This is a genomic window from Paucimonas lemoignei (assembly GCF_004342585.1).
GTDB lineage: Bacteria > Pseudomonadota > Gammaproteobacteria > Burkholderiales > Burkholderiaceae_D > Paucimonas > Paucimonas lemoignei.
Window position 1 is genome coordinate 58,663 of the sequence record NZ_SLZQ01000009.1, and the last position, 24,226, is coordinate 82,888.

The 24,226-nt window shown below is 57.7% G+C and carries 19 protein-coding genes; 6 read left to right on the top strand and 13 right to left on the bottom strand.

Annotated features, from left to right (window positions below):
* Positions 1 to 8 precede the first annotated feature (8 nt).
* From EDC30_RS13780 to EDC30_RS13790, 3 genes are all read right to left on the bottom strand, one after another.
* On the bottom strand, positions 9 to 488 hold the full coding sequence (locus EDC30_RS13780; protein ID WP_132259432.1) for a universal stress protein: 480 nt from the start codon (positions 486 to 488) through the stop codon (positions 9 to 11).
* A 338-nt stretch (positions 489 to 826) separates the two neighbouring features.
* Complete coding sequence (locus tag EDC30_RS13785; RefSeq protein ID WP_165973825.1) at positions 827 to 1,726, bottom strand: general secretion pathway protein GspB; 900 nt, start codon at positions 1,724 to 1,726, stop codon at positions 827 to 829.
* A gap of 4 nt (positions 1,727 to 1,730) precedes the next feature.
* Positions 1,731 to 3,458 carry an ExeA family protein gene (locus tag EDC30_RS13790; RefSeq protein WP_132259542.1) on the bottom strand — a complete coding sequence of 576 codons (1,728 nt, stop codon included), beginning with the start codon at positions 3,456 to 3,458 and terminating at the stop codon, positions 1,731 to 1,733.
* Between the two features lie 233 nt (positions 3,459 to 3,691).
* Between EDC30_RS13790 and EDC30_RS13795 the strand changes: the two genes are divergently transcribed.
* On the top strand, positions 3,692 to 3,898 hold the full coding sequence (locus EDC30_RS13795) for a hypothetical protein (protein ID WP_132259434.1): 207 nt from the start codon (positions 3,692 to 3,694) through the stop codon (positions 3,896 to 3,898).
* 246 nt (positions 3,899 to 4,144) lie between these two features.
* Here EDC30_RS13795 and EDC30_RS19795 read toward each other — a convergent pair whose 3' ends face one another.
* The 5 genes from EDC30_RS19795 to EDC30_RS13820 all read right to left on the bottom strand — a co-directional run bounded on the left by EDC30_RS19795 (position 4,145) and on the right by EDC30_RS13820 (position 10,144).
* Positions 4,145 to 4,585, bottom strand: a complete 441-nt coding sequence (locus EDC30_RS19795) for a hypothetical protein (protein WP_243656790.1) — start codon at positions 4,583 to 4,585, stop codon at positions 4,145 to 4,147.
* Positions 4,586 to 4,605: 20 nt separating this feature from the next.
* Complete coding sequence (locus EDC30_RS13805) at positions 4,606 to 5,508, bottom strand: NAD(P)/FAD-dependent oxidoreductase (RefSeq protein ID WP_132259435.1); 903 nt, start codon at positions 5,506 to 5,508, stop codon at positions 4,606 to 4,608.
* Positions 5,509 to 5,765: 257 nt separating this feature from the next.
* A complete protein-coding gene (locus EDC30_RS13810; protein ID WP_132259436.1) occupies positions 5,766 to 6,965 on the bottom strand; it encodes an EAL domain-containing response regulator in 1,200 nt (399 codons plus the stop codon).
* 105 nt (positions 6,966 to 7,070) lie between these two features.
* Complete coding sequence (locus EDC30_RS13815; protein WP_132259437.1) at positions 7,071 to 9,089, bottom strand: acyl CoA:acetate/3-ketoacid CoA transferase; 2,019 nt, start codon at positions 9,087 to 9,089, stop codon at positions 7,071 to 7,073.
* A 206-nt stretch (positions 9,090 to 9,295) separates the two neighbouring features.
* The gene (locus EDC30_RS13820) at positions 9,296 to 10,144 is read right to left on the bottom strand and encodes a class I SAM-dependent methyltransferase (RefSeq protein WP_132259438.1); all 849 of its coding nucleotides are present in this window, start codon (positions 10,142 to 10,144) and stop codon (positions 9,296 to 9,298) included.
* 193 nt (positions 10,145 to 10,337) lie between these two features.
* Between EDC30_RS13820 and EDC30_RS13825 the strand changes: the two genes are divergently transcribed.
* On the top strand, positions 10,338 to 10,538 hold the full coding sequence (locus EDC30_RS13825) for a hypothetical protein (RefSeq protein ID WP_132259439.1): 201 nt from the start codon (positions 10,338 to 10,340) through the stop codon (positions 10,536 to 10,538).
* Between the two features lie 53 nt (positions 10,539 to 10,591).
* Here EDC30_RS13825 and EDC30_RS13830 read toward each other — a convergent pair whose 3' ends face one another.
* On the bottom strand, positions 10,592 to 13,498 hold the full coding sequence (locus EDC30_RS13830; RefSeq protein ID WP_132259440.1) for a sensor domain-containing protein: 2,907 nt from the start codon (positions 13,496 to 13,498) through the stop codon (positions 10,592 to 10,594).
* A gap of 750 nt (positions 13,499 to 14,248) precedes the next feature.
* Positions 14,249 to 14,545: a DUF378 domain-containing protein gene (locus EDC30_RS19920; protein WP_132259441.1), complete on the bottom strand. Its 297-nt coding sequence runs from the start codon at positions 14,543 to 14,545 to the stop codon at positions 14,249 to 14,251.
* A 248-nt stretch (positions 14,546 to 14,793) separates the two neighbouring features.
* On the opposite strand from EDC30_RS19920, the gene EDC30_RS13840 reads away from it, so the two are divergent.
* The 4 genes from EDC30_RS13840 (at position 14,794) to EDC30_RS13855 (ending at position 18,131) form a co-directional block, all read left to right on the top strand.
* On the top strand, positions 14,794 to 15,000 hold the full coding sequence (locus tag EDC30_RS13840; RefSeq protein WP_132259442.1) for a DUF2116 family Zn-ribbon domain-containing protein: 207 nt from the start codon (positions 14,794 to 14,796) through the stop codon (positions 14,998 to 15,000).
* Between the two features lie 99 nt (positions 15,001 to 15,099).
* Positions 15,100 to 15,336: a hypothetical protein gene (locus EDC30_RS13845; protein WP_132259443.1), complete on the top strand. Its 237-nt coding sequence runs from the start codon at positions 15,100 to 15,102 to the stop codon at positions 15,334 to 15,336.
* 171 nt (positions 15,337 to 15,507) lie between these two features.
* Positions 15,508 to 16,500: a ribose-phosphate diphosphokinase gene (locus tag EDC30_RS13850; RefSeq protein ID WP_341539870.1), complete on the top strand. Its 993-nt coding sequence runs from the start codon at positions 15,508 to 15,510 to the stop codon at positions 16,498 to 16,500.
* On the top strand, positions 16,500 to 18,131 hold the full coding sequence (locus EDC30_RS13855) for a bifunctional aminoglycoside phosphotransferase/ATP-binding protein (RefSeq protein WP_132259444.1): 1,632 nt from the start codon (positions 16,500 to 16,502) through the stop codon (positions 18,129 to 18,131). Before EDC30_RS13850 ends, EDC30_RS13855 begins: the two co-directional genes overlap by 1 nt.
* Here the strand turns inward: EDC30_RS13855 and rpoD are convergent.
* From rpoD to EDC30_RS13875, 3 genes are all read right to left on the bottom strand, one after another.
* Complete coding sequence (gene rpoD / locus EDC30_RS13860; RefSeq protein ID WP_132259445.1) at positions 18,128 to 20,725, bottom strand: RNA polymerase sigma factor RpoD; 2,598 nt, start codon at positions 20,723 to 20,725, stop codon at positions 18,128 to 18,130. The two genes, EDC30_RS13855 and rpoD, sit on opposite strands and share 4 nt — an antisense overlap.
* Before the next feature lie 354 nt (positions 20,726 to 21,079).
* The gene (locus tag EDC30_RS13870) at positions 21,080 to 22,726 is read right to left on the bottom strand and encodes a methyl-accepting chemotaxis protein (RefSeq protein WP_132259447.1); all 1,647 of its coding nucleotides are present in this window, start codon (positions 22,724 to 22,726) and stop codon (positions 21,080 to 21,082) included.
* Between the two features lie 205 nt (positions 22,727 to 22,931).
* Positions 22,932 to 24,161 carry a nucleoside recognition domain-containing protein gene (locus tag EDC30_RS13875; RefSeq protein ID WP_132259448.1) on the bottom strand — a complete coding sequence of 410 codons (1,230 nt, stop codon included), beginning with the start codon at positions 24,159 to 24,161 and terminating at the stop codon, positions 22,932 to 22,934.
* Positions 24,162 to 24,226 lie beyond the last annotated feature (65 nt).

The window sequence follows — 24,226 nt, forward strand, 5'->3', positions numbered from 1 at the left end:
GTCTAATGTTATTTCTTAGTGCCGGTAGGTTCTGGCTGTTTACCCATCCGGTACACTAAAACCGGTATTTGGCAACTCGACAAAACTTTCGCGGTTGTGCTACCCAGGAGCGCTTGGCCCCAGCCGCTTCTTCCGTGCGAACCGATGAATATCAGGTCGCAAGCCTCTTTTGTAGCAGTATTAACAATTTCGCGCGCCGTCGCATCAGAAAAGATTGTCTTGACCGAGGCAGTAAGGCCGGCAGCGCGTGCGGCATCCACAATCACTTGCAAATGGTGTTCGCCAACTTTAACCATTGAAGCGAGATATTCGTCTTCAGAAGGAAAGTTAGGCGGAATAATTTCAATAAACACTGGATACTGATATTCCGGCGCAACATACAGGCCGATGACTTCCGCATCCAATTGTTTAGCAAACTCCACTCCTGCACGGGCTGCTGCATTGGAAATTTCTGAGCCGTCTGTAGGAATCAGGATTTTCTTGTACATAAACCCACCGCTTTACGTGAATTTGCAAACTTTACAGTTTGCGTGGAATGATACTCGAAATGTCGGGCACCATGATCGAAGAATTACTTTGCCGATAATATCAAACTATTACAGTAATAATTTTGATTTCTATTATTGTAGGCTAGTGCTTAACTGGTAGGGGAATTATGTGTCCGTACAACCTTGCATTCATTCTAATGCAAAGGCTTCGATGATATTGTCAAAATGATATTGATGCAATAGACAATGCAAAGAAAGCCAATGCCGGCAGAAAGCGTGCATTGGACGTTCGACCGAGTTTTTTGAATTGACTGGTTTTGAATCCCTGTCCATACAGCTTAGTAACCCATCCTGTAACGATAACCTCGGTAATTAAACACAGCGGCCTTTGGCGTCATTTTCTCTAATATCACGCCTGGCGCAGCCTCTTCCCCTTCATGCAGGAGCCGCCTGTTGACCAGCAATTGGCGTTCGCGTGGATTGTCTGAATAAATATATCCGCCGATAGCCAGATTCGGTAATTCCCGCTGGATTTGCTCGGGCAATTCGCGAAGCGACAATGCCGATATCTCTGGTGCCGGAGGCGCTTCCGGCCTTAACGCGGCTGCTGTAGAGGTAGCGGCTTGTGCTTGCAACGCAGCTTGCCGCGGCATGGAAATGGATTTCTTTTCCGCAGATGCAGAATCCGCAGCTGCCGTTGGGGCCACGGATGCTGTCGCGGCAGCTTGCGCCGTTTTTGCCGGGACGGCAGACTCGGCATGCCGATGCTGGCCTGGTGTTGTCTTTTTGGCGGCGGCTGGACTTGCAACGGAATCTGCCGAAGGCGAGCGAGAAGGTAGGGGTGTTACCTTTTTCGGTGGTGTTGTCGGCTTTGCCGACGGCGGAGATGTCTCTGGCTGTGGCTTTGCCGCAATGATTTGCTGTGGCGGCGATGCCGGCACGTCATGCGCCGGCAAGCTGGCTGATGGCGTGGCGAGGGCGATGCTGGCACCGGTGAAGTCCTTCTGCGCAATTCGGTCTTCTTCAACGAGAACCGGTTTATGCCAGGGACGCGGCCAGGCCAGCACGCCGATAGCGCCAATAATGAGCAAAGCGGCCAGTCCCAGCCAGATTTTCTTTTTGCTGGATGAGGCGCCATCTGGCGAAAGAATGGCGAGCGGCTGCGCATGCAGGCTGGGTATCTGTCCCAGATGGCGTTCCGCTTCGGCTTTTTTCAGGGCATCGAGAATGAGCGACATCGGTTTATTCTCCGTGGTAGGCGGCGGCCAGCGTGGCATTGTCCCGCAGTCGCGGCTCAGGCACGCCTGCTGCGCGGTTGAGCAGCATGAGCGTGCGCGCGCCGGCAATGCCGTCTGCCACCAGGCCTTGCGCCTGCTGAAACTGTTTTACCTGGCGCACCATTGCGGCTCCATAGGGTTCGCCCTGAATCGATTCGATACCGCCGTTGATGCGGGATAGTTGGGCATTGATCCAGTCGACGGCTTCCCCCTTGTCGCCGAGGCTGATTTCACCCGCATAGCCGGGAGGAGTGCGCCAGAAGGTGACGAACTCTCCCTGGAAGTGTCTGGATAATTCCTCCAGGCTGATTCGCAAATTGTTTTCTCGTCCTGCCATCCGCAACTCGGCGCTGTTTTCGCTTAAGCCAACCAGCAAGGCATGCTGGCTTTGCTTCGCCGAGTCAGTCAGCTTCAGAATCGCCGGGCGATGCAAGCGGCGCAGTTCTTCCAATCCGCCGCTGCCACGATAGCAGCGCAGATTTCGTTCTTGTACCAGCGTGCAGGGTTCGCCATGCGCGATCGCCATGCCCCATTCCTGTCCGAGCAGGCGGAATGCTGCCTCTTCGCTGCGGGTGGAATCGCTGAAAACTGCGTTCCAGCTGGCTTTCGATAAAAGCGGTGTGGCATCGTCAGCAGATGACGCTGTGCGCGATCCAGAGCGGTGCCGCTCCAGGCCACGATTCAATGTCAGGCTGTGCGATAGCTTGAAGCTGCCTGCCTGCGAGGCAAGCACGGCTTGCACTGCCGGGTCGGGGCCGGAATTCGCCTGTTGCCAGCCCCAGGTCGCCGCAACGGTCAGGACGATGCCTGCTGCACCCGCCATGGCCAGGCGCCAGCCTGATCGAGTTAACGCCGTCTGGCTTCCTTCTCCGACAGTGCCAAACACTTCGCGGGCCGCCTGGTTGAGGATCGGCGGGGTAACCACCGGGCTGTTGGCGGCATATGCTCCCAGCAAGGCACGGTCGCACAACAGATTGATCCGCCGCGGCACGCCACGCGAAATGCGGTGGATTTTCGCCGTTAGCGACGGAGGAAAGGGCTGCAGCGCCACGGCGCCGGCAATCGACAGCCGGTACTGGATGTAGGCGGCGGTTTCGTGAGGCGAGAGTGCATCGAGATGGTAGCGCGCGATGATGCGCTGGGCTAACTGCTCCAGTTCGGGACGCGCCAATATGCTGCGCAATTCCGGCTGGCCGATCAGGATGACTTGCAGCAGCTTGCGTTCGCTGGTTTCAAGATTGGTCAGCAGACGAAGTTGCTCAAGCACCTCCGGCGTCAGGTTCTGTGCTTCATCGATGATGAGGACGTTATTCTTGCCTTCTGCATGACTTTGCAACAGATAGGCATTCAGCGCATCGACGTATTGTTTTACCGATGCTTCGGTCACGCGGGCTGGTTGCACATCGATATGGAATTCGTCGCATATCGTTTGCAGCAGCTCGTCGACCGACAGTTTCGGATTGAAGATGTAAGCAACCTGGCAGTGAGCCGGGATCTGTTCCAGAAAGCACCGGCAGATTGTCGTTTTTCCCGCGCCGATTTCTCCTGTCAGCAATACGAAGCCGCCGCCGCCATCCACCCCATAAAGCAGGTGCGCGAGGGCTTCACGATGCCGTTCACTCATGAACAGGTAGCGTGGATCAGGAGCAATCGAGAACGGTGCCTGCTTGAGCTGAAAAAAGTGGGTGTACATGGGCGATGTCAACAAGTCCTGCATGTCGAGCTTAATTATGGGTAATTCTATTTGATCGGAGGCAAGGCTAGCAAAAGAATTGCATGGGGGCTATGGGCTAAAACAAATTCGCCTCGATATTGCGGCTTCTCAAAAGCTGAAATGTTTTGAAACCGGTTGGTCTAATCCGGCTACACAGTCAAAAAACAGAAATTGGCTGACATTTTGCAACTTTGGAATGGAAATGGACCGGCATGAAAAATCCGTGGCTGAAAAAGAACCCTTATTTGAGCATGTGGTTAAGTGGCGCTAATGCAATCACCGGAACGGCACGCGGCCGCGCAATTGCGGAGACCCGCCGCCAGGCAACAAATATGATGAATGAGGGAACCAAGCAAATGATCGATCTCTGGAGTGGTGCGCTGGCACCGCCCAAGCGGAAAAAAAAGAAATTGCGTTAAGGCTGTATCAATGTGGCGGCATCAGGCAAATTGAGCGCGGTGCGTTATGGCGCAATTTGATTAGTCCAATTGATGAATGGATAGATGAAGGCATATAGATGCAGGTAATCGGAACCGATTCGCGCCAACTGAGCGAGGAGCCTGCGTAGTCTTCAAAATGGAATAGGACAAATAAAAAGCCAAGGCTTTGCCTTGGCTGGTCAGATTTAATTTCGGTATGGTTAAGTTGTAGTAGTGCTGACAGGATCAGCGTCCCGGTGAACCCGCTCGTCTTGACTGCTCCTGGCGCAGCTTGCGCTCATAGACTATCTCTTCATCGCTGGGGACCGCGATCGGATCGCTTGCGGGAAAAGTCATTTCGATAGCGTCATCCAGCAATTCCTCTTCTTCATCTATCGGTGAAGCGCTATGCTGTTCGGATGCATGAGTTTGCGAGATTTCGGCGACAGGATCGCTTGCAGGAAAAGTATCTTCCACCGCTTCATCGAGCAAAGCCTCGGTATGTTCTTCTTGATTGCGTGAGGTGATTTTTCTTTCGGACCGATCTGCCCATGCCGCATCTGTGGGAGAAATATCCTTGGGAATCATTTCTTTCGGAGAGTCGCCCTGAGACGACGGCAGGTTGGAAGAATTCATTTCTTCTTTCCCGGATGACGGCTTCTGTTCCATTTTTTTGGATTCACTCATAAGTCCTCCGCTGCATCAAGCTATAGATAATGATGGATTGCCGTCGCCGCAATCGCGGCCTGTCCGGCGCCGACACAGATCTGGTTTAAGCCATGCACCACGTCTCCCGCGGCATACAAGCCGGGTATGGAAGTCTGCATGGCGCCATTGACGACGAGATTGCCGCTGTCGTCACATGTGGCGCCAAGCTGCACTGCCAAACCGGAAACCACCAGGCCACCGAGCGCGGAATACACGGTATCGAAAGTCAGCACGCTTCCACTTGCCAATTTGAATCCAGCGATTTGTTTACCGGTGACTTGCACCTCAGTAATCGGTTCTTCAATGAGTTTGATGTTTGCTTCATGGAGAAGTTTGCGACCTTCTTCACTTAATTTGTTTTCAGCCCCAAGGTTGATCAGGGTAAGGTCATTGGTGTAAGTCCGAATGAACAGCGCTTCCTTGATGCCAGGCTCTCCCTGACCAAGGATCGCAACTTTTTGATCGATCACCTCGTAGCCATCGCAAATCGGACAATGACGCAAAAATCCCTGTTTGATCGCATCTTTGCAGTTGGGTAAATCAGGCTCGACATCGATCACGCCGGTAGCCAGCAGGATCGAGCGGGCACGATAGGTTTCGTCGCCACAATGCGCGATGAAGGTTTTATCGGAATCGATGGCCAACCGCTCGACTCTTCCCAAATGGACTTCGGCGCCATAGCGGGATGCCTGTTCGCGCAGGCGCGCCAGTAGCTCGTTGCCGGTAATCCCGTCCGGAAAACCGGGATAGTTGTGCGAACGCGGGATCAGCGACGCCCGACTGGTGCCGGCATCGATAAGCTTAACCTTGCGGCGAAACCGCGACAGGTAAATGGCGGCGGTCAAGCCGGCGGGGCCGCCGCCGATAATCAGGCAATCCAGCATGCGATCGTCATTTGTCATGGAAGCTTGAGCTAGATAGTCAAAAAGCGGGTGTCGTCGTGTTCGTGCAGCCAGGGCGCAAGGCGCCATTACGTTCTTACTGCTGGAGAGCAGGAATCACTTTTCATTGAGATGAAAGCGAATGAGCAGCGTTCCGTAGCCACGGAGAGATTTTGATATAGAGAAGTCAGCGCAACGAACTTGCCGCACAGCAGAGCAGTGCGCGCGTTGCTTGAGAAAAGTTTTCTTGACTGATGCTACAGGTCTTGCCGGCGTCTTCAGAAGAACTGAGACCACTCCTCGATCCATCCCGGAAGGGCTTTCGCATCCATGGGTTTGGCGATGAAGTAGCCCTGGGCATTGGTGCATCCCAGCTTTTGGAGAAAATCCCAGTCCTGGCGCGTTTCGACGCCGACAGCAGTCGATTCGCGCTTGAGTTTCTGCGCCAGTTCCAGGCAGGAGGCAAGCGCAAGGCCGAGCGCTTCATTATGCGAAGCGCCGACAACGAAAGAGCGATCGATTTTCAGTTCCGAGAAGGGGATGCGCAACTGTTCCTGCATGCTGGCGTCGCCGGTGCCGTAATCGTCCACGGCCAGCATGAAACCCTTCATGCGCAGCCTCGCAAGGTTTTCCAGGAATACCGGTGTCTCCGTGCGGGATGCCGACTCGGTGATCTCGATGGTGATGAAGCTGGGCTCAATGCCATGCGCAGCCATGCAGGCCGCAAAATGATCGGCAAATTCGAGTTCACTTAGCGGCTGCGATGCCAGATTGATGGAGATGGGAACGGGATGTCCCGCGTCGTGAAGCATGCGGCAGGTGGCGGCCGACTTGCGGATCATGTTCCAGCTGATCTGGTCCATCTTGCCGCCGGCTTCCAGGACAGGGATGAAGGCGTCAGCCGCGATGATGCCGTGCTCGGGATGCTCCCAGCGGGCGAAGGCTTCCACGCCCTTGACCTTGCCGGTGGCGAGTTCGACCTTGGGCTGGAAATAGGGGGTGAACTGGTCTTCCTGCAAGCCCTGCAGGATTTCTTCGAGCGTGACTGTTTTCGCTACCTGCGACGCGATCGTTCGGCCCGCATCCCTGGGCGTGTAGCGGTTGATAATCGCGGTCAGTTCTTCCGGCGTGGCAGGCTTGGTGATGGTGCCGAGCAGGTTGACGCCATAAGCCTGGGACATCGATTCCACCGAAAACACCAGCGACGGGTCGAGCGCGCTCGACAGCACGATCGAGACCGGGTTGGCGCTGCGGGCCATGTGGCGGATCAATTCCATGCCATCCATGCCCGGCATGTTCAGGTCGATGAAGCAGATATCGATCGCCGCCTGCGGGTCCTGGAGAATCGCCAGGCCAGCCAAGCCGTCGTCAGCTTCAACGATCCTGTTCGCGCCCAGATTGGAAAGCATGGCAACCAGCCAGCGGCGCTGGAACTCGTTGTCTTCCACGACAAGGCAGGTCAGATCGGCGAGCGGCATCGGCGTATTTCCTTGGATTTGCAGGAAGTCTGCGGCGGGAATTATCGCATTTTTCCCGGCCGCAACACCAAATTGACCTGACTTTTGTTGCCTAAGTGCCTATTTTTATGCGGCGGGCGCCTGCTGCTTGTCGGCTTCTTCCTGGACGGCCGCCGTTGTAGCCCCCGCTTTTTCGTGAATATGCGGCGGCACGTCGCGATGGGCGATATCGGCTCCCAGTTTGGCGCGCAGGAAGCTGCTGGTCGAATAACGCGTTACCCCTGAATAATGCCGGTCGGTGAGGTGTTTCACCATGTCGGCATAGGCATCCACTGCTTCCAGGTCGATCGAGAAGTTATCGTAGTTGACCACCGCTTCAACCTTGTAGTGCGTGTCGCGCAGTACGTGCTCGACATGCCAGCGGATCTGTTCGACGTCGTCGAGGTTGCGCACGTTGTAGCCCTCGAAGTTGATGAACAGTGTCTTGCGCTGGCGGTCGTAGCGAAGACGCTTCTCCAGCGGCACTTCGAGCATGATGTCGCGCAGTCCCATGGTATCGGACTGGAAGATGCGCTTGTCCATGGTGCGCAAGTTACGCGAGACGCTCGGCTTGAACGCCATGTGATCGAGAATGTCGCGCTGCAGGTCGAGGCCGGGCGCGATTTCGACCAGTTCCAGGCCGTGCGCGGTCAGTTCAAATACGCAGCGCTCGGTGATGTACAGCACATGCTTGCCCAGTTTGCGGGCCAGCTTGCCGCTGAAGGTCATGTGTTCGACCGATTGCACGAACTTGCAGGGGCCGTTGTCGTTTTCGATGATGAGCTGGCCGTTGCGGACATGGACGCTTGGCTTGCCGGCGCTGAAGGTGCCGAGGAAGACGACCTTCTTGGCATTCTGGCTGATGTTGATGAAGCCGCCGGCGCCGGCAAGGCGGGTGCCGAACTTGCTGACATTGACGCTACCGTCGGCATCGGTTTCGGCGAGGCCAAGGAACGCGATGTCGAGGCCTCCGCCATCATAGAAGTCGAACTGATAAGGCTGGTCGACGATGGCCTGGGTGTTGACGCCGGCGCCGAAGTTCAGGCCGGAGGCGGGAATGCCGCCGATGACGCCGGGCTCGGTGGTCAGGGTCAGCAGGTCGATCACGCGCTCTTCATGCGCGATGGACGCCACGCCCTCGGGCATGCCGATGCCGAGGTTCACCACGCTGTTGGCGGCCAGTTCGAGCGCGGCGCGGCGGGCGATGATCTTGCGCTCGGAGAGCGGCATTGCCTTCAACGTGTTGGACGGCACGCGCAGCTCGCCGCTGTAGGCGGCATTGTAGGGCTCGACATAGGTTTGCCAATGGTGGCGCGGCTCGGCCACCACCACGCAGTCGACCAGGATGCCGGGAATCTTGACTTGGCGCGGGTTGAGCGTGCCGCGTTCGGCGATGCGCTCGACCTGGGCGATCACGATGCCGCCGGAATTGTGCGCGGCCATCGCCAGCGACAGCATTTCCAGCGTCAGCGCCTCGCGTTCCATGGTGAGGTTGCCGTCGGGGTCGGCGGAAGTGGCGCGGATCAGCGCCACGTCGATCGGGAAAGCCTTGTACAGCAGGTTGTCTTCGCCGTCGATCTGCAGCAGGCGCACGATATCGTCGCGGGTTTTTTCGTTGAGCTTGCCGCCGCCGTTGCGCGGGTCGACGAAGGTGCCGAGGCCGACGCGGGTCAGGTGGCCGGGGCGCTTGGCGGCGATGTCGCGGTAGAGATGCGAGATGACGCCCTGCGGCAGGTTGTAGGCTTCGATCTTGTTGTCGATCGCCAGCCGCTGGATCTTCGGCACCAGGCCCCAATGGCCGCCGATGACGCGCTTGAGCAGACCATCGTGGCCGAGGTGGTTCAGGCCTTTTTCCTTGCCGTCGCCCTGGCCGGCAGCGTAGACCAGCGTGAGATCGCGCGGGCCGCTCGACTGGCCGTCTTCCCCCTGGTTCGACAGGTAGAGCTCTTCCAGGGCAATCAGGAGTTCTTCCGGCACGCCGATGCCGACGAAGCCGCCGGTGGCGATGGTATTACCGGAATGGATGAGTTTGACTGCGTCCTGCGCGCTGACGATCTTGATGCGTTTGCCGCTGCCGCGCGTGAATTCCTGCTCTGCCATTTGCATGGTGCTCCTTCTTGTTATCGTATTCGTGTCGTCTGCGGATGCGTGTCTCAGGCACATCCTGTGGCCGATATCATAGTCTGGCCAGACGCGGCTGACTATCCCGAAATACGGCAGTCACGAAAGAATTTCAAGAATGGCGGAACGGATAAAAGCGAGTGGCGATTCAGGCCTTGGCATGCTGCACCGCGCAAATGCAGTGCAGCAGATCAGGCCGCCGGTTGCGCAGCGTCGTGCGGGGTGAAGAAGCGATCCTGCAATTCTTCCAGGCCCAGATTCTCCAGCACCTGCAGCAGGCGTTCACTCGGACGGCGGCGTGGCAGGTTCTGGTAGCGGGCGACGATCAATTCATTCTTCATCGAATGCTCCCAGCCCACCAGCTCGGTCACGGTGACCTGGTAACCGTGCGACTCCAGCTGTAGGCAACGCAGCACGTTGGTGACCTGGCTGCCGAATTCGCGGGTATGGATGGGATGGCGCCAGATTTCAGTCAAAGCGGTACGGCCCAGCGACTTGCCCTTGTTGCGATTCAGGACCGAGGCGACTTCAGCCTGGCAGCAGGGCACCAGGACCATGAACTTGGCTTTCTTGTGCAAGCCGAAGCGGATGGCGTCATCCGTGGCGGTATTGCAGGCATGCAGAGCCGTGACGATATCGACCGTGGGTGGCAGCTTGTCCGTCGTGATCGATTCCGCCACTGACAGGTTGAGGAATTCCATGCCCGTAAAGCCCAGGCGGCTCGCCAGCTCTTGCGATCTTTCCACCAGTTCCTGGCGGGTTTCGATGCCATAGATGCGCGCGCCGTCGAGCTGATCCTTGAAGAACAGGTCGTATAGGATGAAGCCGAGATAGGACTTGCCGGCACCATGGTCGACCAGGCTGACATCGGCATGGTCGGCGCGGACTTCCTTCAACAGCGGTTCGATGAACTGGTAGAGGTGATAGACCTGCTTGAGCTTGCGCCGGCTATCCTGGTTCAACTTGCCATCGCGCGTCAGGATGTGCAATTCCTTTAATAATTCAATCGATTGGCCTGGGCGGATCTCGGGAGCGGACATGGGGTAAATATCAGTGTGACGGCTTAAAGCCGCTATTGTATGCGCCTGGCGGATTCGCGTCTGCTCGGAAGAATATGAAGGAAATATTTGCTAAAAATCAAGATGCTGCATACGTGAATTTTTGACACTGTGGCTGAGCGCTCAAGTCGATGACTCCGCTCAACTACATTAATTCATCAAGCAGGAGTCGAACATGTACACGGAGACAGAACCGGCCGGCCAGCACCTGCCCATGCAGACGCCGGATGCCATCGCCAGCGCCAATGTCATCCACGATGCCTTGGCCAGGTTTTACGACAGTCCGACGATTTCCAACAAAGTCGCGGCCGTGGTCGCGCTGCAAGCGCATCTGGCAGCGATCGAGCAGGCAAGAGGCGAGGGTGCTGCCGTCTGAATGCTGCTGAAGTTACAAGGATTACTCAGGTTCGCTAAACTCTGCGGCCGCATTTAGTACATGGCCGGTGCGGCGGTAAATCTCGCGCGGTACCATTCGGCAAAAATGGACGCCGCCAGCGGGCGGCTGATGAAAAAGCCCTGCGCCTGATTGCAGCCATGCTCTTGCAGGTAATCCAGCGCCAGTTCCGACTCGATTCCTTCACCCACGACTTCGAGGTTGAGCGTCCGTCCCAGGGTGATGATGGCGCCGGTGATTGCCCGGCTGGCGCGATCGGTATCGAGACGCCGCACGAAGGATTGGTCGACTTTGAGCTTGTCGAGCGGCAGATGGCTCAGGCGGCTGAGGCTGGAATAACCCGTGCCGAAATCATCCAGGGCAATGCGAATGCCGCAGGAGCGGATACGCTCCAATATCTCCACCGCATCCTCCAGGTTATCCATCAGCGTGCTTTCCGTTACCTCGACCTCGATGCGGCCCGGTTCGACCGTGGAGTCCAGAATAATGTCGGTCAGCCGGGTGGCAAAGCCGCGCTGCCGGAATTGCAGCGGCGAGACATTGATGGCAATCGTTACCGGCGGCAGACCCTGGCGACGCCATTCCTCGTGCTGGCGGCAAGCCTCTGCCGCCACCCATTCGCCCAGCGGCGCGATGAGGCCTGCTGATTCGGCAATCGGGACGAATTGATCCGGGCCCAGAAGTTTTCCATCCTCTGTCGTCAGCCGCAATAGCGCTTCCACGCTGGTGAGGCGACGGCTTTTCATATCGATGACCGGCTGATAGTGGAGTACCAGGCCTCCCTGGGAAAGCGCGCGTTTGAGGCGCGCTTCGATGCTGGATGCGGCATCGAAGCGGGTGCTCATCAGATCGGAAAAAATCTGCGCGCTGCCATGGCAGCAATGCTTGGCCTGGTACATGGCCAGGTCGGCGGCATGGATGAGCGTATCCACGTCGGTGCCATGTTCCGGGAAATAGCTGATGCCGACCGAGGCGGAAATCGACAAATCCAATGCATCAATTTCAAATGGCGCCGACAGCGCTTCCAGGACATGGTCCGCTACCGTGACGGCGGGATTGGTATCGTCCGCATGCGGCAGCACGACCACGAATTCATCGCCGCCGAGGCGTCCCACCAGGTCTTCCGCGCGCACACAGCCGGTCAGCCTGCGCGCGGCTTCCTGCAGCAGCTTGTCGCCGATCTCATGGCCATACAGGTCGTTGATGGGCTTGAAACGGTCGAGATCGATGAACAACACCGCTCCGCGTTGGTGGTTGCGCTTGGCGGCGGCGATCAGGTGACTGGCATATTCGAAAATCAGCGCGCGGTTGGGCAAACCGGTCAACGGGTCATGCAGCGCCGCTTCGCGCACGCGCTGTTCCGCCAGTTTGTTTTCGGTGATGTCGAGCTGGGTGCCGATCAGCTTGATTCCGCCCTTGCTGCGACGAGACAGCGGCACGGCATTGGCGATCATCCAGCGATAGCTGCCGTCGCGATGCCGCAGCCGATATTCCAGCCGGTAGTCCGTGGAGGGGCGCGCAAGATAAAGCTCGATATCGTTCAGCACGCGCTCACGGTCATCCGGATGCAGGCGCTGTTCCCATTCGTCCGGCGTGTTGGCCAGCTCGGTATCCTGGTAGCCCAGTTGCTTTTTCCAGGACGGCGAGTAATAGCAGGTGCCGCTGGATACCTCCCACTCCCAGAATCCGAGATGGGCGATCGAGATCGCCAGTTGCAGCCGGCGCTCGGATTCGCGTCGCGCCTGCTCCAGCCTCTTGCGTTCCGAAATATCGAAGAACAGGGCAGTACATTCGCCAGGTTTGGGGCTGTAGGCGTAGATCGACACCCAGCGGCTGGCCGGGTGCATCGTCGGGGCTTCGAATGTCACTTCGCCGCCATGCAAGCCAACCCTGCCGAAAATGCCGATGAAGTCAAAGCTGGCATTGCGAACGTCGGGGAAGACCTCGGTGATGCGTTTGCCTTCCACTGCAGTGCGGGCGACGCCAAATATGTTTTCGTAAGCCTGGTTCACTCTCTCGACGAGGTAGTCGACGGGATTGCCGGCTTCATCGGCAAGAATCGCATAGTGCGCGATCGCGACAGTGTGATTGTTGAACAGGGTGGTGTAGCGCTGTTCGGTTTCCGCCAGCTTTTCCTGCGTGCGCTTGAGGTCGTCGATATCGGTGCAGACGCCGAACCAGCTGGCAGCCTTGCCGCTTGGGTTGCAAAGCGGTGTGCCGCGCCAGGCGAACCAGCGATACTGGCCGTCATGGCGGCGCAGGCGGCATTCCACGCTCCATGCGCTCTGATTGCGCACAGCGTCGCGCCAGGCGCGCATGGCGTTATCGACGTCGTCCGGATGCATTACGCTCCAGTCCACGCCGGGACCGGTGATGTTTTTGCCGGTGTATGCGCTCCATTGCGCGCTGAGGAATTCGATTTTCCCGTAGGCGCTGGCAGCCCAGACGATGCCGGGCAAGCTGGAGAGCATGTCCCGCATAAAATGTTCCCGTTCCTGCAAAGCGATGGCATCCAGCTTTCGTGCGGTGATATCGCGCGACAAAATCACAAACGTCCCCGGCTGCGGGCTATAGGACAGCATTTCAAAATGCCGCTTGCTGCCTGCGTTTTCATACTCGGCGCTGAACGGTTTCCCTGACCATGCCGCGAGCGCACATTGCAGCAGCCAGTCCGGCGGGTGCCGATAGAAGGGATGTGCGGGATTGTCGACTACGCCGGGATCGATGCCATGCTGCTGGCAAAAGACTGCATTAACCCGTATGAAGCTGAAATTTTCGACTGTTTTGTCGCCAGTGGCCACCTGAGCCAATGCAAACCCTTCCGGCATGCTGCTATAGATGGCTTGCAAGAGGTTGTTGTCTTCAGCTTGCTCAGCAATGCGCCAGGCCGGATCGTTATGCTCGCCCGAAGATGTTGCCACCGGTGTTGATTTGCCTTTCATGCCAGGGCCTTACATTAAAGGGCGTCAAATGAAAACTTGTGACTGGAAGTCTACGCGAAGGATGAGTTTTCGACCCTGTACTACTTGCAAGGTTCAGGAAGCAACATTGGGGTTCGCTTAGTAACCGGTTATATACGCCTTCTATATGCGGCGTAATTCTTTATGTAAAAGTTTATTTTTCTGAGCGAATTGGCGAACCTAAAACAATAAAAAGGCTTGTACTTGTAACTCGTCAAATGAAGCCAAACCTGCTTGTGTAGATCCACAATGTTGAATTACTTCCAAAGCCTAATCTAAGCTTAGTGATGGTGATGAGAATTCTAGCTATTGAGAAACTCCAATAGAAATTTGGAAACTTTTTTACGCTTCGGTGATCTGATCGGCAATAACTTAAGTGCAACATTGATGAAAGGCAATCAATGAAGAAGCGTCGGTATTTTCAAAGAGAAAGGTATCAGCGGAATGGCCCCCGCAGACCAGGAGCCTTTGCGGGTAGATATGGTAAAGCCATGCCGGCCAACCATACGGCCGTGTCATCGTTATTTGCGGGGCGCCTGGCAGTGATCGGTGCCATTTTCGTGTTCATGGCGTCCTACGCTTATGGCATCTACCAGTATGGTTGGTGGCTGGGCTTGGCTGCAGGATGGTTGCCTTCCGTCGCCTTCACTTGGCTTTCGGCTCAGCTGATAGCCAAAGGTGTCGGCTATGTGGTTCCTGAAGGAGCGGATACTTTGCGATACGGCTCTCGCTTCAAGTATCTTTCTGTGCCATTTTGCTGCTCAGGTAAAGCGAATATAGGGCTGAAATACCGACGGCAACATAAATGATCCGGGAAATCAGGCTTTGCTCCCCGAATAATGACGCCACGAGATCGAAGTTAAACAAGCCAACCAGGCCCCAGTTAATACCGCCAACGATCATCAACGCCATGGCTATCCAGTCAATTGCTGAATAATGAGCAGCCTTGTGCCTGTTTACACTGTCGCTCGCACTGCGTCGATCCGGTATGTGCCGCCGTTCAGTAATCGGAGTATCCATTGTGGCCATCGTAAGCTCCTTGAAATCAATGTAAGTGCTGAGGATTAAACGGGTAAGTACACGCCGACCCGCTCTATTCATCAAACGAGTGGCTTCAATGAGATACTAAAAAGGCAAAGAGGTTGCTTATTGCAGATTGCGAAATGTATTTGAGCAGACGAAAGCTTGCCTGATAAAACGTTGATTTAAATCACAGGCTTCTTGTAACGAATTACTATCCTTGCCTCTCCACTAATAAAAATGAAATGGAGACAACGATGGGTAAACAGACTTTCCTTGGCGAAAGTACGCCTCTATCATTTTCGGTTTTACATCCTTCCACTTGCTGGTACTGCGATCATCATATTCCTCACGGTCAACGCTTTTGCGACAAAGATTGTGCTGAGGCATTTGAAGATGACGACCTTGCCGTTGAAAGACGAGCGCTGACCAGGCTCCATGAACCGGGTATCGCGCTGGTTTAACTTCTTCCTTCGTAAATCAAAAACTTGGTACGGCCTTCCTCCCATTTTCGGGGAATCCATTCATCCAGGATGAATGACTATTTCAGAGGTAAGTAATACATGGATACATCGCGCGTTAGCGAACGATATGTGAAGGACCAGTCGGCGGAAAGGCGCAAGATGTCTCATGGCGGCCTGCTCGATTCGGCGATCCGCATGGTGGCGCAATTGACCGCTTCCGGAGAATTGCATACCCGTACGCTCGCCAATCGCGCGATGGCCGATTTGCAAAAGCTCCGGCACGACATGCCAAAGCGGCGGCAAACCGATGGACGGGGCCATTCCTCTTGTCGATAAGCGATGAGATTGCCTTGTTGAGCGCGATCCAGATCTTCGCATTACATGAGCGCTTACCTCATTCGCAAGAAGCTTGATGCACCGCACATGAGCGCGTGAACTTCCTTTTATCGCCAACTCCCGCTGCCATAGTATGCAGATGGCAAGCATCAGTATGGAAAGGCGGTTGGCATGGGGATCCTCGATAGCGATGTGCAATTGTTCGCATTGGATGGCACGCGGGATTTCGGCGAGCGTGTCGCTGCCCACCTCGGCTTGCCCCTTAGTCCGCAAGAAGAAAAGGAATACGAGGATGGCGAGCACAAAGCGCGGCCATTGATCAGTGTTCGTGGCAGCGATGTGTATGTCTTCCATTCCCTGTATGGTGATTCACGCCAGAGCGGCAATGACAAGTTATGTCGCTTGTTATTTTTTATCGGCGCCTTGAAGGATGCGAGCGCGGCGCGGGTGACGGCTGTCGTGCCTTATCTCGCGTATGCACGCAAGGACCGGAAAACCAAGCCGCGCGATCCGGTGACGACTCGCTATGTCGCGGCAATGTTCGAGGCGGTGAGGACCGATGCCATCCTCACGATGGATGTGCACAATCTTTCTGCCTTCCAAAATGCCTTTCGCATCTGCGCCGACAACCTCGAAGCAAACAGATTATTCGTGCATTATTTCCTGCCCTTGGTTCGGGAGGAAGAGGTCGTGGTGATTGCGCCGGATGCCGGCGGGATCAAGCGTGCCGAGCGTTTTCGCCAGCTGCTTTCGCAACAGCTCGGCAGGGAGGTCGGCACAGCCTTCGCCGAAAAGCACCGCAGCGGCGGGGCGATCACGGGAGAGTTGCTGGTTGGCGATGTGCGCAACAAGGTGGCAATCATCATTGATGACATGGTGAGCACCGGCAATACCCTGGTTCGCACGGCCCGGTCTTGCCGGGCGCAGGGCGCGGCAAGCGTACTGGCAGCCGCAAGCCATGGCTTGTTCACGGAAGATGCGGTCGATCTGCTAGCCGGCGATGCGATCGAGCGCCTGGCGATAACCGACACGGTGCCGCCGTTTCGCCTTGGCGATGGGCCGGCCAGACAAAAGCTGGCGCTGCTGAGCAGTGCCGCGCTCTTTGGCGATGCCATCCGGGCCATGCACGAGGGCGGCTCGGTGAGTGAGTTGAGCGCGCTCTGATGCTGGAATCGTCTGCTCAGGGGTTGGCTTGCCAGGAGAGATTAGTCCGATCTCTTTTCAAAATACTGCAGGGTGCCGGTCCGGTACGCCTGTTCGAGACGCACATTTCCTGGGTATTGGTCGTAAATGAATACGCTTACAAGATCAAGAAAGCGGTCCATTTCGACTTTCTGGATTTTTCCTCGCTGGAGGCGCGGCGTCGTTACTGCGAAGACGAGTTGCGCCTGAATCGCCGCCTGGCGCCGGAGCTTTATCTGGATGTGCTTGCCATAACAGGCAGCGTCGATACACCGCAACTGCGAGGGGACGGCCCTGCGATCGAGTATGCGTTGCACATGCGTGCATTCGACCAGGATGCCTTGTGGAGCGAGCGCATTGCCGCGGGCTTGCTGGCTCCTGCGGAGATCGACAGCCTGGCTGAAAGGATGGCGCAGTTTCATCGCTCGGCGCCGGCATCGAAAGGTGATGATCCGTGGGGAACGCCGCAGCAATTGCTGGCATGCGCAAACGATATTCTGTCGACGCTTGGCGATCTCTTGCAAGATCCGGCAAACAAGCCGCAAGTGGCTGAACTGATCAAATGGCATCGAAACCGACACGCACAATTAAGCGCGGCATTCGTAAGGAGAAAGCGGGAAGCTTTTGTGCGGGAAGGGCATGGGGATCTGCATTGCGCCAATATCCTGACGCTGCAAGGCCAGGCCACGGCATTCGATTGCATTGAATTCAGCGACGGCTTGCGCTGGATCGATGTGCTGAACGACATTGCCTTTGCCGTCATGGACCTGGAAGTGGCGGGGCGAGCCGATTTGGCGGCCCGGCTGCTGAACCGCTATCTCGAAGCCGGCGGCGACTATGCCGACCTGGAAGTGTTGCGCTACTACCTTGTCTTGCGCGCCCTGGTGCGTTGCAAAGTCCATTTGCTGCGCATGCAAGAGGTTCCGGCTGATTCGCCTGAACATGCCGCGAATGGGCGCCGTATGCAAGCCTATCTCGCTTATGCCAGCGCATGGAGTCAGTCAGGCCATCCGGTAATCCTGATCATGCATGGCTTTTCCGGCAGCGGTAAATCGACGGTTGCCGCAGCTATCGTGGAACAGTACGGAGCAGTGCGCATTAGGTCCGACGTCGAGCGCAAGCGCATGCACGGTTTGCATCCGGTCGACCGCAGTGGCGCGCATGGCGATTTGCTGTACTCTTCGCAAGCGAGTGCAGCCACCTACACGCGCTTGCTTATTTTCGCGCGCCGTATCGTCGAGGCGGGCTGGCCGGTGGTGGTCGATGCCGCGTTCCTCGGCCATGAACAGCGGCTGCAATTTGCCCGGCTGGCCAGGGAATGTCGTGTTCCATTCCTCATCGTTGATGTGAAAGCGAGCGAAGCCACCATGCGGGAAAGACTGACCAAGCGTGCCGCGGAGGGTAAAGATCCTTCGGACGCCGGCGCGGAAGTCCTGGCTCGCCAATTGGCTAGCCACGATCCCTTAACGCCCGAGGAAACGGGCCATGCGGTCGCGATTGATAGTGAAGAAGGCGCCGCCGATGCGGCAATCCGTGTTGCCGTTGCAGGCTTGTGCAGTGAAGGGGAAATTGGCCCGGCTGCGTACGGCCGGGCCAATGACAAGGACGCTTAGCGTCCTTCCAGGAAGGTCTTGAGGCGGTCGGCGCGCGAAGCCTGGCGCAGCTTGTTCATCGCCTTCAGTTCGATCTGGCGGATGCGCTCGCGCGTGACTTCGAAGTGCTTGCCGACTTCTTCCAGCGTCAGGTCGCTGTTCATCTCGATGCCGTAGCGCATGCGCAGCACCTTGGCTTCGCGCGGCGGCAGGGAATCCAGCACATCCTTGATGACGTCGCGCATGGAAGCCTGCAACGCGGCATCGGCCGGGGCCAGCGTACTGTCGTCCTGAATAAAGTCGCCGATGCTGGAATCGCCATCTTCGCCCATCGGCATATCCATCGAAATCGGCTCCTTGGCAACCTTCATGATTTCGCGGATCTTCGCTTCCGGCATGTCCATGCGCTTGGCCAGCGTCGGGATATCCGCTTCGGCGCCGGTTTCCATCAGGATCTGGCGGTTGATGCGGTTCATCTTGTTGATCGACTCGATCATATGCACCGGCACGCGGATGGTGCGGGCCTGGTCGGCAATCGCGCGTGAAATCGCCTGGCGGATCCACCAGGTGGCGTAGGTCGAGAATTTGTAGCCGCGACGATATTCGAACTTGTCGACCGCCTTCAGCAGACCGATATTGCCTTCCTGGATCAGGTCGAGGAATTGCAGGCCGCGATTGACGTATTTCTTGGCGATCGAGATCACCAGGCGCAAGTTGGCCTCGGTCATTTCGCGCTTGGCCTGGCGCGCGCGGCGCTCGCCGGCAATCATCTTCTGGTTGATCGCACGCAGTTCCGATAGCGGAATCGCCGCCTGGCGCTCCAGTTCGATCAAGCCCGACTGGTATTCCCGGATGGCGTGCACCTGGCGTTCCAGCGCGGCGCTATGCGGATAGGCGCAATCGACTTCGCGCTGCACCCAGTCAAGATCCGTTTCGCTGCCCGGGAAGGTCTTGATGAAGTGTTCACGCGGCATGCCGCACTTGTTGACCGCCACATCCAGCACCTGGCGCTCCAGCTTGCGCAGGGTTTCCATCTGCTTGCGCACCAGGTCGCACAGGTTTTCCACGATCTTGGCGGTGAAGCGCATGCCGAGGGCTTCCCGGGTAATGGCGGCCTGGGCATCGCGCCACACCGGACTCATCGAGCGACCGGCATCGTGTTCAGTGCGCATGGTCGCAAAATGCGTGGCAATCGCGGCGAATTTCTTCAATGCCTCGGCACGCATCTGTGCCAGCTGGTCGGCGGAAAGGCCGTCGGAGCCAGCGCTGACGTCGTCGGCATCGTCTTCGTCCTCGAGTTCTTCCTCGTCTTCCGCCGATGCCTCTGCCTGCAATTCGTCTTCCAGCGGCGCGGCGAGATCGGCGCCGGTTTCGGCGAAACCATCGATGATGTCATCGACCTTGATCTGTTCCTGCTCCAGCTTGGCGGCCAGCGCCAGCACTTCCGCAATCGTTGCCGGATTGGCGGAAATGGCTTGCATCATGTCGGTCAAGCCTTCCTCGATGCGGCGGGCGATGGCGATTTCCTGCTGGCGGTTGAGCAATTGCACGGATGCCATTTCGCGCATGTACATGCGCACCGGGTCGGTGGAGCGGCCGAAATCGGCATCCACTGCCGACAGTGCGGTCGACACCACGGCTTCGGCATCGTCGTCGCTGGCGACTTGCACCACGCCGTCGGACAGGAGCAGGCTTTCGCTGTCGGGCGCCTGTTCAGTCACCGTGATGCCCATCGAATTGAAGGTGCTGACCAGGTTTTCCAGGGTGTCGGCGTCGGTCAGGTCATCGGGCAGATGATCGTTGATTTCGGCATGCGTGAGATACCCGCGTTCACGGCCGAGGTTGACCAGCAGCGTGATTTGCTTGCGGCGCGCTTCCATCTGCGCTTCCGACAGGCTTTGCCCGGCCCTGGACTTATTCGACGACAAGCCGAAGATTTCCGCCTGTTCAGCCGCGTTGACGGCTGCGATCTCATCGGTTTCCGCTTGATATTCGGATGGCTTGCGGCCGCGCTTGGCTGCGACCTTCGTCGCCGGCAGCGAATAGGATGAGGTATCGATACCTGCCAGGGAGGCAGTACCGACACCGCGCGTGACCGTCACAGCGCCAGGCTGCGATTTTTCGGCTGCTTTTTTGACGACGGTTTTGCCGGTGGTTTTTGTAACAGACTTGGCTGCCGGTTTCACGACCGGCTTGGCGACGGCCGCTTCGGCAATCGGGCTGGCGCTCACAGGCTTGACGACATGATCGTCGCTGCGTGGCACCGCGGGTGCCACGGCTACGGGGGCAGCCGGTGCCGCGTTAGCCGGTTGAGCCGCAAGCCTGGATACCGGCTTTTTGACGACCACTACCTTAGGCGCGGGCGCCGCCGTGGCGTTGCCTTCCGCGGCAACAGTCGGTGCGGACGCCGCATTGTCGGCAGGCGCAACCGGCTGCATTGCTTCAGGGCGCACAGTCAAGCGCGAACGACGCGTCACGATGGTAACGGGTTTGTTGGCCTGGGCATCCGCATTGACTTCAACCGGCGCATCGGTGTGTTGCGCGGATGTCGTTGATTCGGAAATGCTTTCGGTGGATTTTTTGGTTAGCGACAGTGTTTTAACGGGTTTTGTCATTGCTTCAAAATTATCGATAACAACCCGTCATCCGGTCGCGGAGACAGCCACACCAAGAAGATGACGGCGTCTCGACGCAAGCAGGAAGACGAGGGCGAGGCACGCTGCAGCATGACCGGTTGCTGCGGCAGCTATCTCTTCAAGGGTGAAAACAGGAGTGCGGTACGATCACAGGATTCTGGAATGGTTCAAGCAAACGGGCCGCAGGCGCCAGATCTGGCAGGATGCGAAAAAAATGCAGTCGCGCATTATGTTTCATTGCATCAAGCGCGTCAAATCTTCTTGGTGAATATCACCCATTCTTAATGCAAATATCTTGTGGTAACTCAGTAAAACAGTTGAGCAATAGTCGGTTCAAACCCTGCCGCGCGCTATGAGCAAGCGGGATTGCGGCATGCTGTCGCCTATGCCAGCGGCGCCATCATCCAGCTTGAATACGCCGACTGCGGATGTGAGGGCGGCAGCCTGTTGCCGCAAGGATGCCGTGCCGCCGGCTGCTTCGTCGACCAGCGAAGTATTCTGCCGGGTCAGTTGATCCATTTGTCCGATGGCTTGATGGACATGTTCGATGCCTGAGCGCTGCTCTTCGCTTGCTGACAGAATGTCGGCCATGATGCCAGTGACGCGCCTGACGCTGCTGACAATTTCTTCCATTGTCGCGCCAGCTTGCTGGACCAGCTTGCTGCCGTCCTCGACCTTGCCGGCCGATTCGTCGATGAGCGTCTTGATTTCCCGGGCAGCCGAGGCGCTGCGCTGCGCCAGTTGGCGCACTTCGGTGGCTACCACCGCAAAGCCGCGGCCGTGCTCGCCGGCGCGCGCCGCTTCCACGGCGGCGTTCAATGCCAGGATATTGGTCTGGAAGGCGATGCCATCGATCACGGAAATGATATCGACGATCTTTTTCGCCGAATCATTGATCGATCCCATCGTGCCCACCACCTGCGACATCACTTCACCGCCTTTCGCCGCGACCTCGGAGGCTGATCCCGCCAGCTCGTTGGCCTGGCGGGCGTTGTCGGCATTCTGGCGCACGGTCATGGTCAGCTGTTCCATCGAGCTTGTCGTGGCTTCCAGCGAGCCGGCCTGCTGTTGCGTGCGCGCCGACAGATCCTCGTTGCCGCGTGCAAGTGCATTGCTGGTTGCGGAGACGGCTTCCGCCGCGCTGCGTACGCCGGCAACGGTGCTGCGCAGCGTTAGGGCCATTGTCGCCAGGGTCGCCATGATGCTGTCGGTGTCGCCGGCACGCAAGCGTACCTCATGGAACAGTTCCCCATGCTCGACGGCTTGCGCCAGGCGCTTGACTTCGGCAGGCTCGGCGCCGAGCGCGAGGATGATCTGGCGCGCCGTAAGGAAGGCGACAACTGTGCCGATCACCAGGGCAGCGGCGCACAGCGCCAGCATCAAGGCCTGGAAGCCGCGCGCCGTTTGCTGGGCGAATGCCGATTCGGCCTTGGTCATGTTCTCCTGCAGGTCGATGAAGCGGTTGATGTTTGCCAGCCATGCGACAAAAGCCGGCTTCGCTTCCTCGCGCATGATGCTGCGGGCTTCCTCGGCATTGCCGGCGCTGCGGCTGGCGACCACCTGCCCGATCAGCGGCAGGGTGCGCGCTTCGCTCGCCTTGATGTCGGCAAGAATGCGGCGCTCTTCCGCGCCGATATCGCTGCGTTCCGAAAAGAGGCGGTCGAGCCGTTCCGCGGAGGTCGCGTAGTCGCGCGCCAGGCGGTCGATTTCATCCAGTTCCGTCTTCAGTTCTGCGTCGCTGGTGGCAAGGGTGACGTCACGCAGGGCGATGGCACGGTCATGCACGCTGCCGCGGAAATTGATGGCATACCGCTGCTTGACGGCGTTGACGCGGCTGATGGTCTGCAGACTGGCATCGATGGCATTCACGCGCACGATGCCGATGCCGGTAAGGATCGCCATCATCAGCAGGATGAGGGCAAAGCCCAGTCCGATTCTTGTCTTGACTGTTATTGAGGAGGAAGAAACGGGACGGTGCATGGCGGGCTTTCAGGAACGTAGTGTTTATTGGTTATTCCTGATCATGATATGGCTATTGAAATGCTGTTTCCAATTGGCAATAACAATAATCGCCATAGCTTTTGCGAGGAAGCAGTATTTCCTGATGCGGTCGCCGTTGCCGTCAGTGGAGCATGGCTCTCCTGGGGCAGGGCGACGCCGGTGGGGCAAGAAGAAGGTCTGAAGGTCAGCCGAAGAACCAGTAGCAGACGCTGATCGAGGCTAGCACGCCGGCGATATCGGCCAGCAGGGCGCAGCCGACCGCATGACGCGCGCGCTGGATGCCGACTGCGCCGAAATAGACGGCCAGCACGTAGAAGGTGGTTTCGGTACTGCCTTGCACGGTAGCGGCTACCAGCGCGGGGAAGCTGTCGACGCCGGTAGCCTGCATCGTCTCGATCAGCATGGCGCGCGCCGCGCTGCCCGAAAAAGGTTTGACCAGCGCGGTCGGCAAGGCTTCCACGAAGCGGCTATCCAGGCCGGCGAGGTTAACAAGATGGCGCAAGCCATCCAGCAGCACATCCAGTGCACCCGAAGCGCGCAGGACGCCGATGGCGCATAACATGGCCACCAGGTAGGGCAGCAGGTTTTTCGCGACATCGAAGCCTTCCTTCGCGCCTTCCACGAAACTTTCATAAACCGGAACGCGCCGCCATGCGCCCCACAGCAAAAACACGAGGATCAAGCCGAACAGCACGAGATTGCCCATCAGCGACGACAGCGATGCCAGCGCCGCCGCAGAAAGGCTGGCGAGGAATGCCATTGTCCCGCCCAGCACCAACGCAGCACCGACCAGCCAGGCCAGCACGACCGGATCCCAGAGCTTCAGCCGCTGTACCAGCGCGACGGAAAGAAACCCGACCAGCGTGGAAGCACTGGTGGCAAGCAGAATGGGAAGAAAGACCAGCGTCGGATCGGCGGCGCCTTGCTGCGCGCGATACATGAAAATCGTCACCGGCAGCAGGGTCAGGGAAGAGGCATTCAATACCAGGAAGAGGATCTGCGCATTGCTGGCGACAGTCGGCAAGGGATTGAGCTCCTGCAGCGCGCGCATGGCTTTCAAGCCGATCGGTGTGGCGGCATTGTCCAGACCCAGCGCATTGGCGGTGAAATTCAGGGTGATCAGGCCAAGCGCCGGATGGCCGGGCGGCACTTCCGGCATCAGGCGGCGAAACAGCGGGGACAGCAGGCGCGCCAGCACATCTACGATGCCCGCCTTTTCAGCGATGCGCAAAAAGCCAAGCCACAAGGTGAGGGTGCCGAACAGCAGCACCATGACTTCGACCGACAGCTTGGCCATGCCGAACAGGCTTTCCACCATTGCGGCGAACACGCCCGCATCGCCGCCGAACAGCCAGCGTCCCAGCGCGCTCAACGCCGCCACCACAAAAAAGCTCAGCCACAGGCCGTTCAGCATGCCTTATTCTCCGATTCGCGATCCCGATGTGGGCATGATGATGCCGTTGATGGCGGGAAAAGACA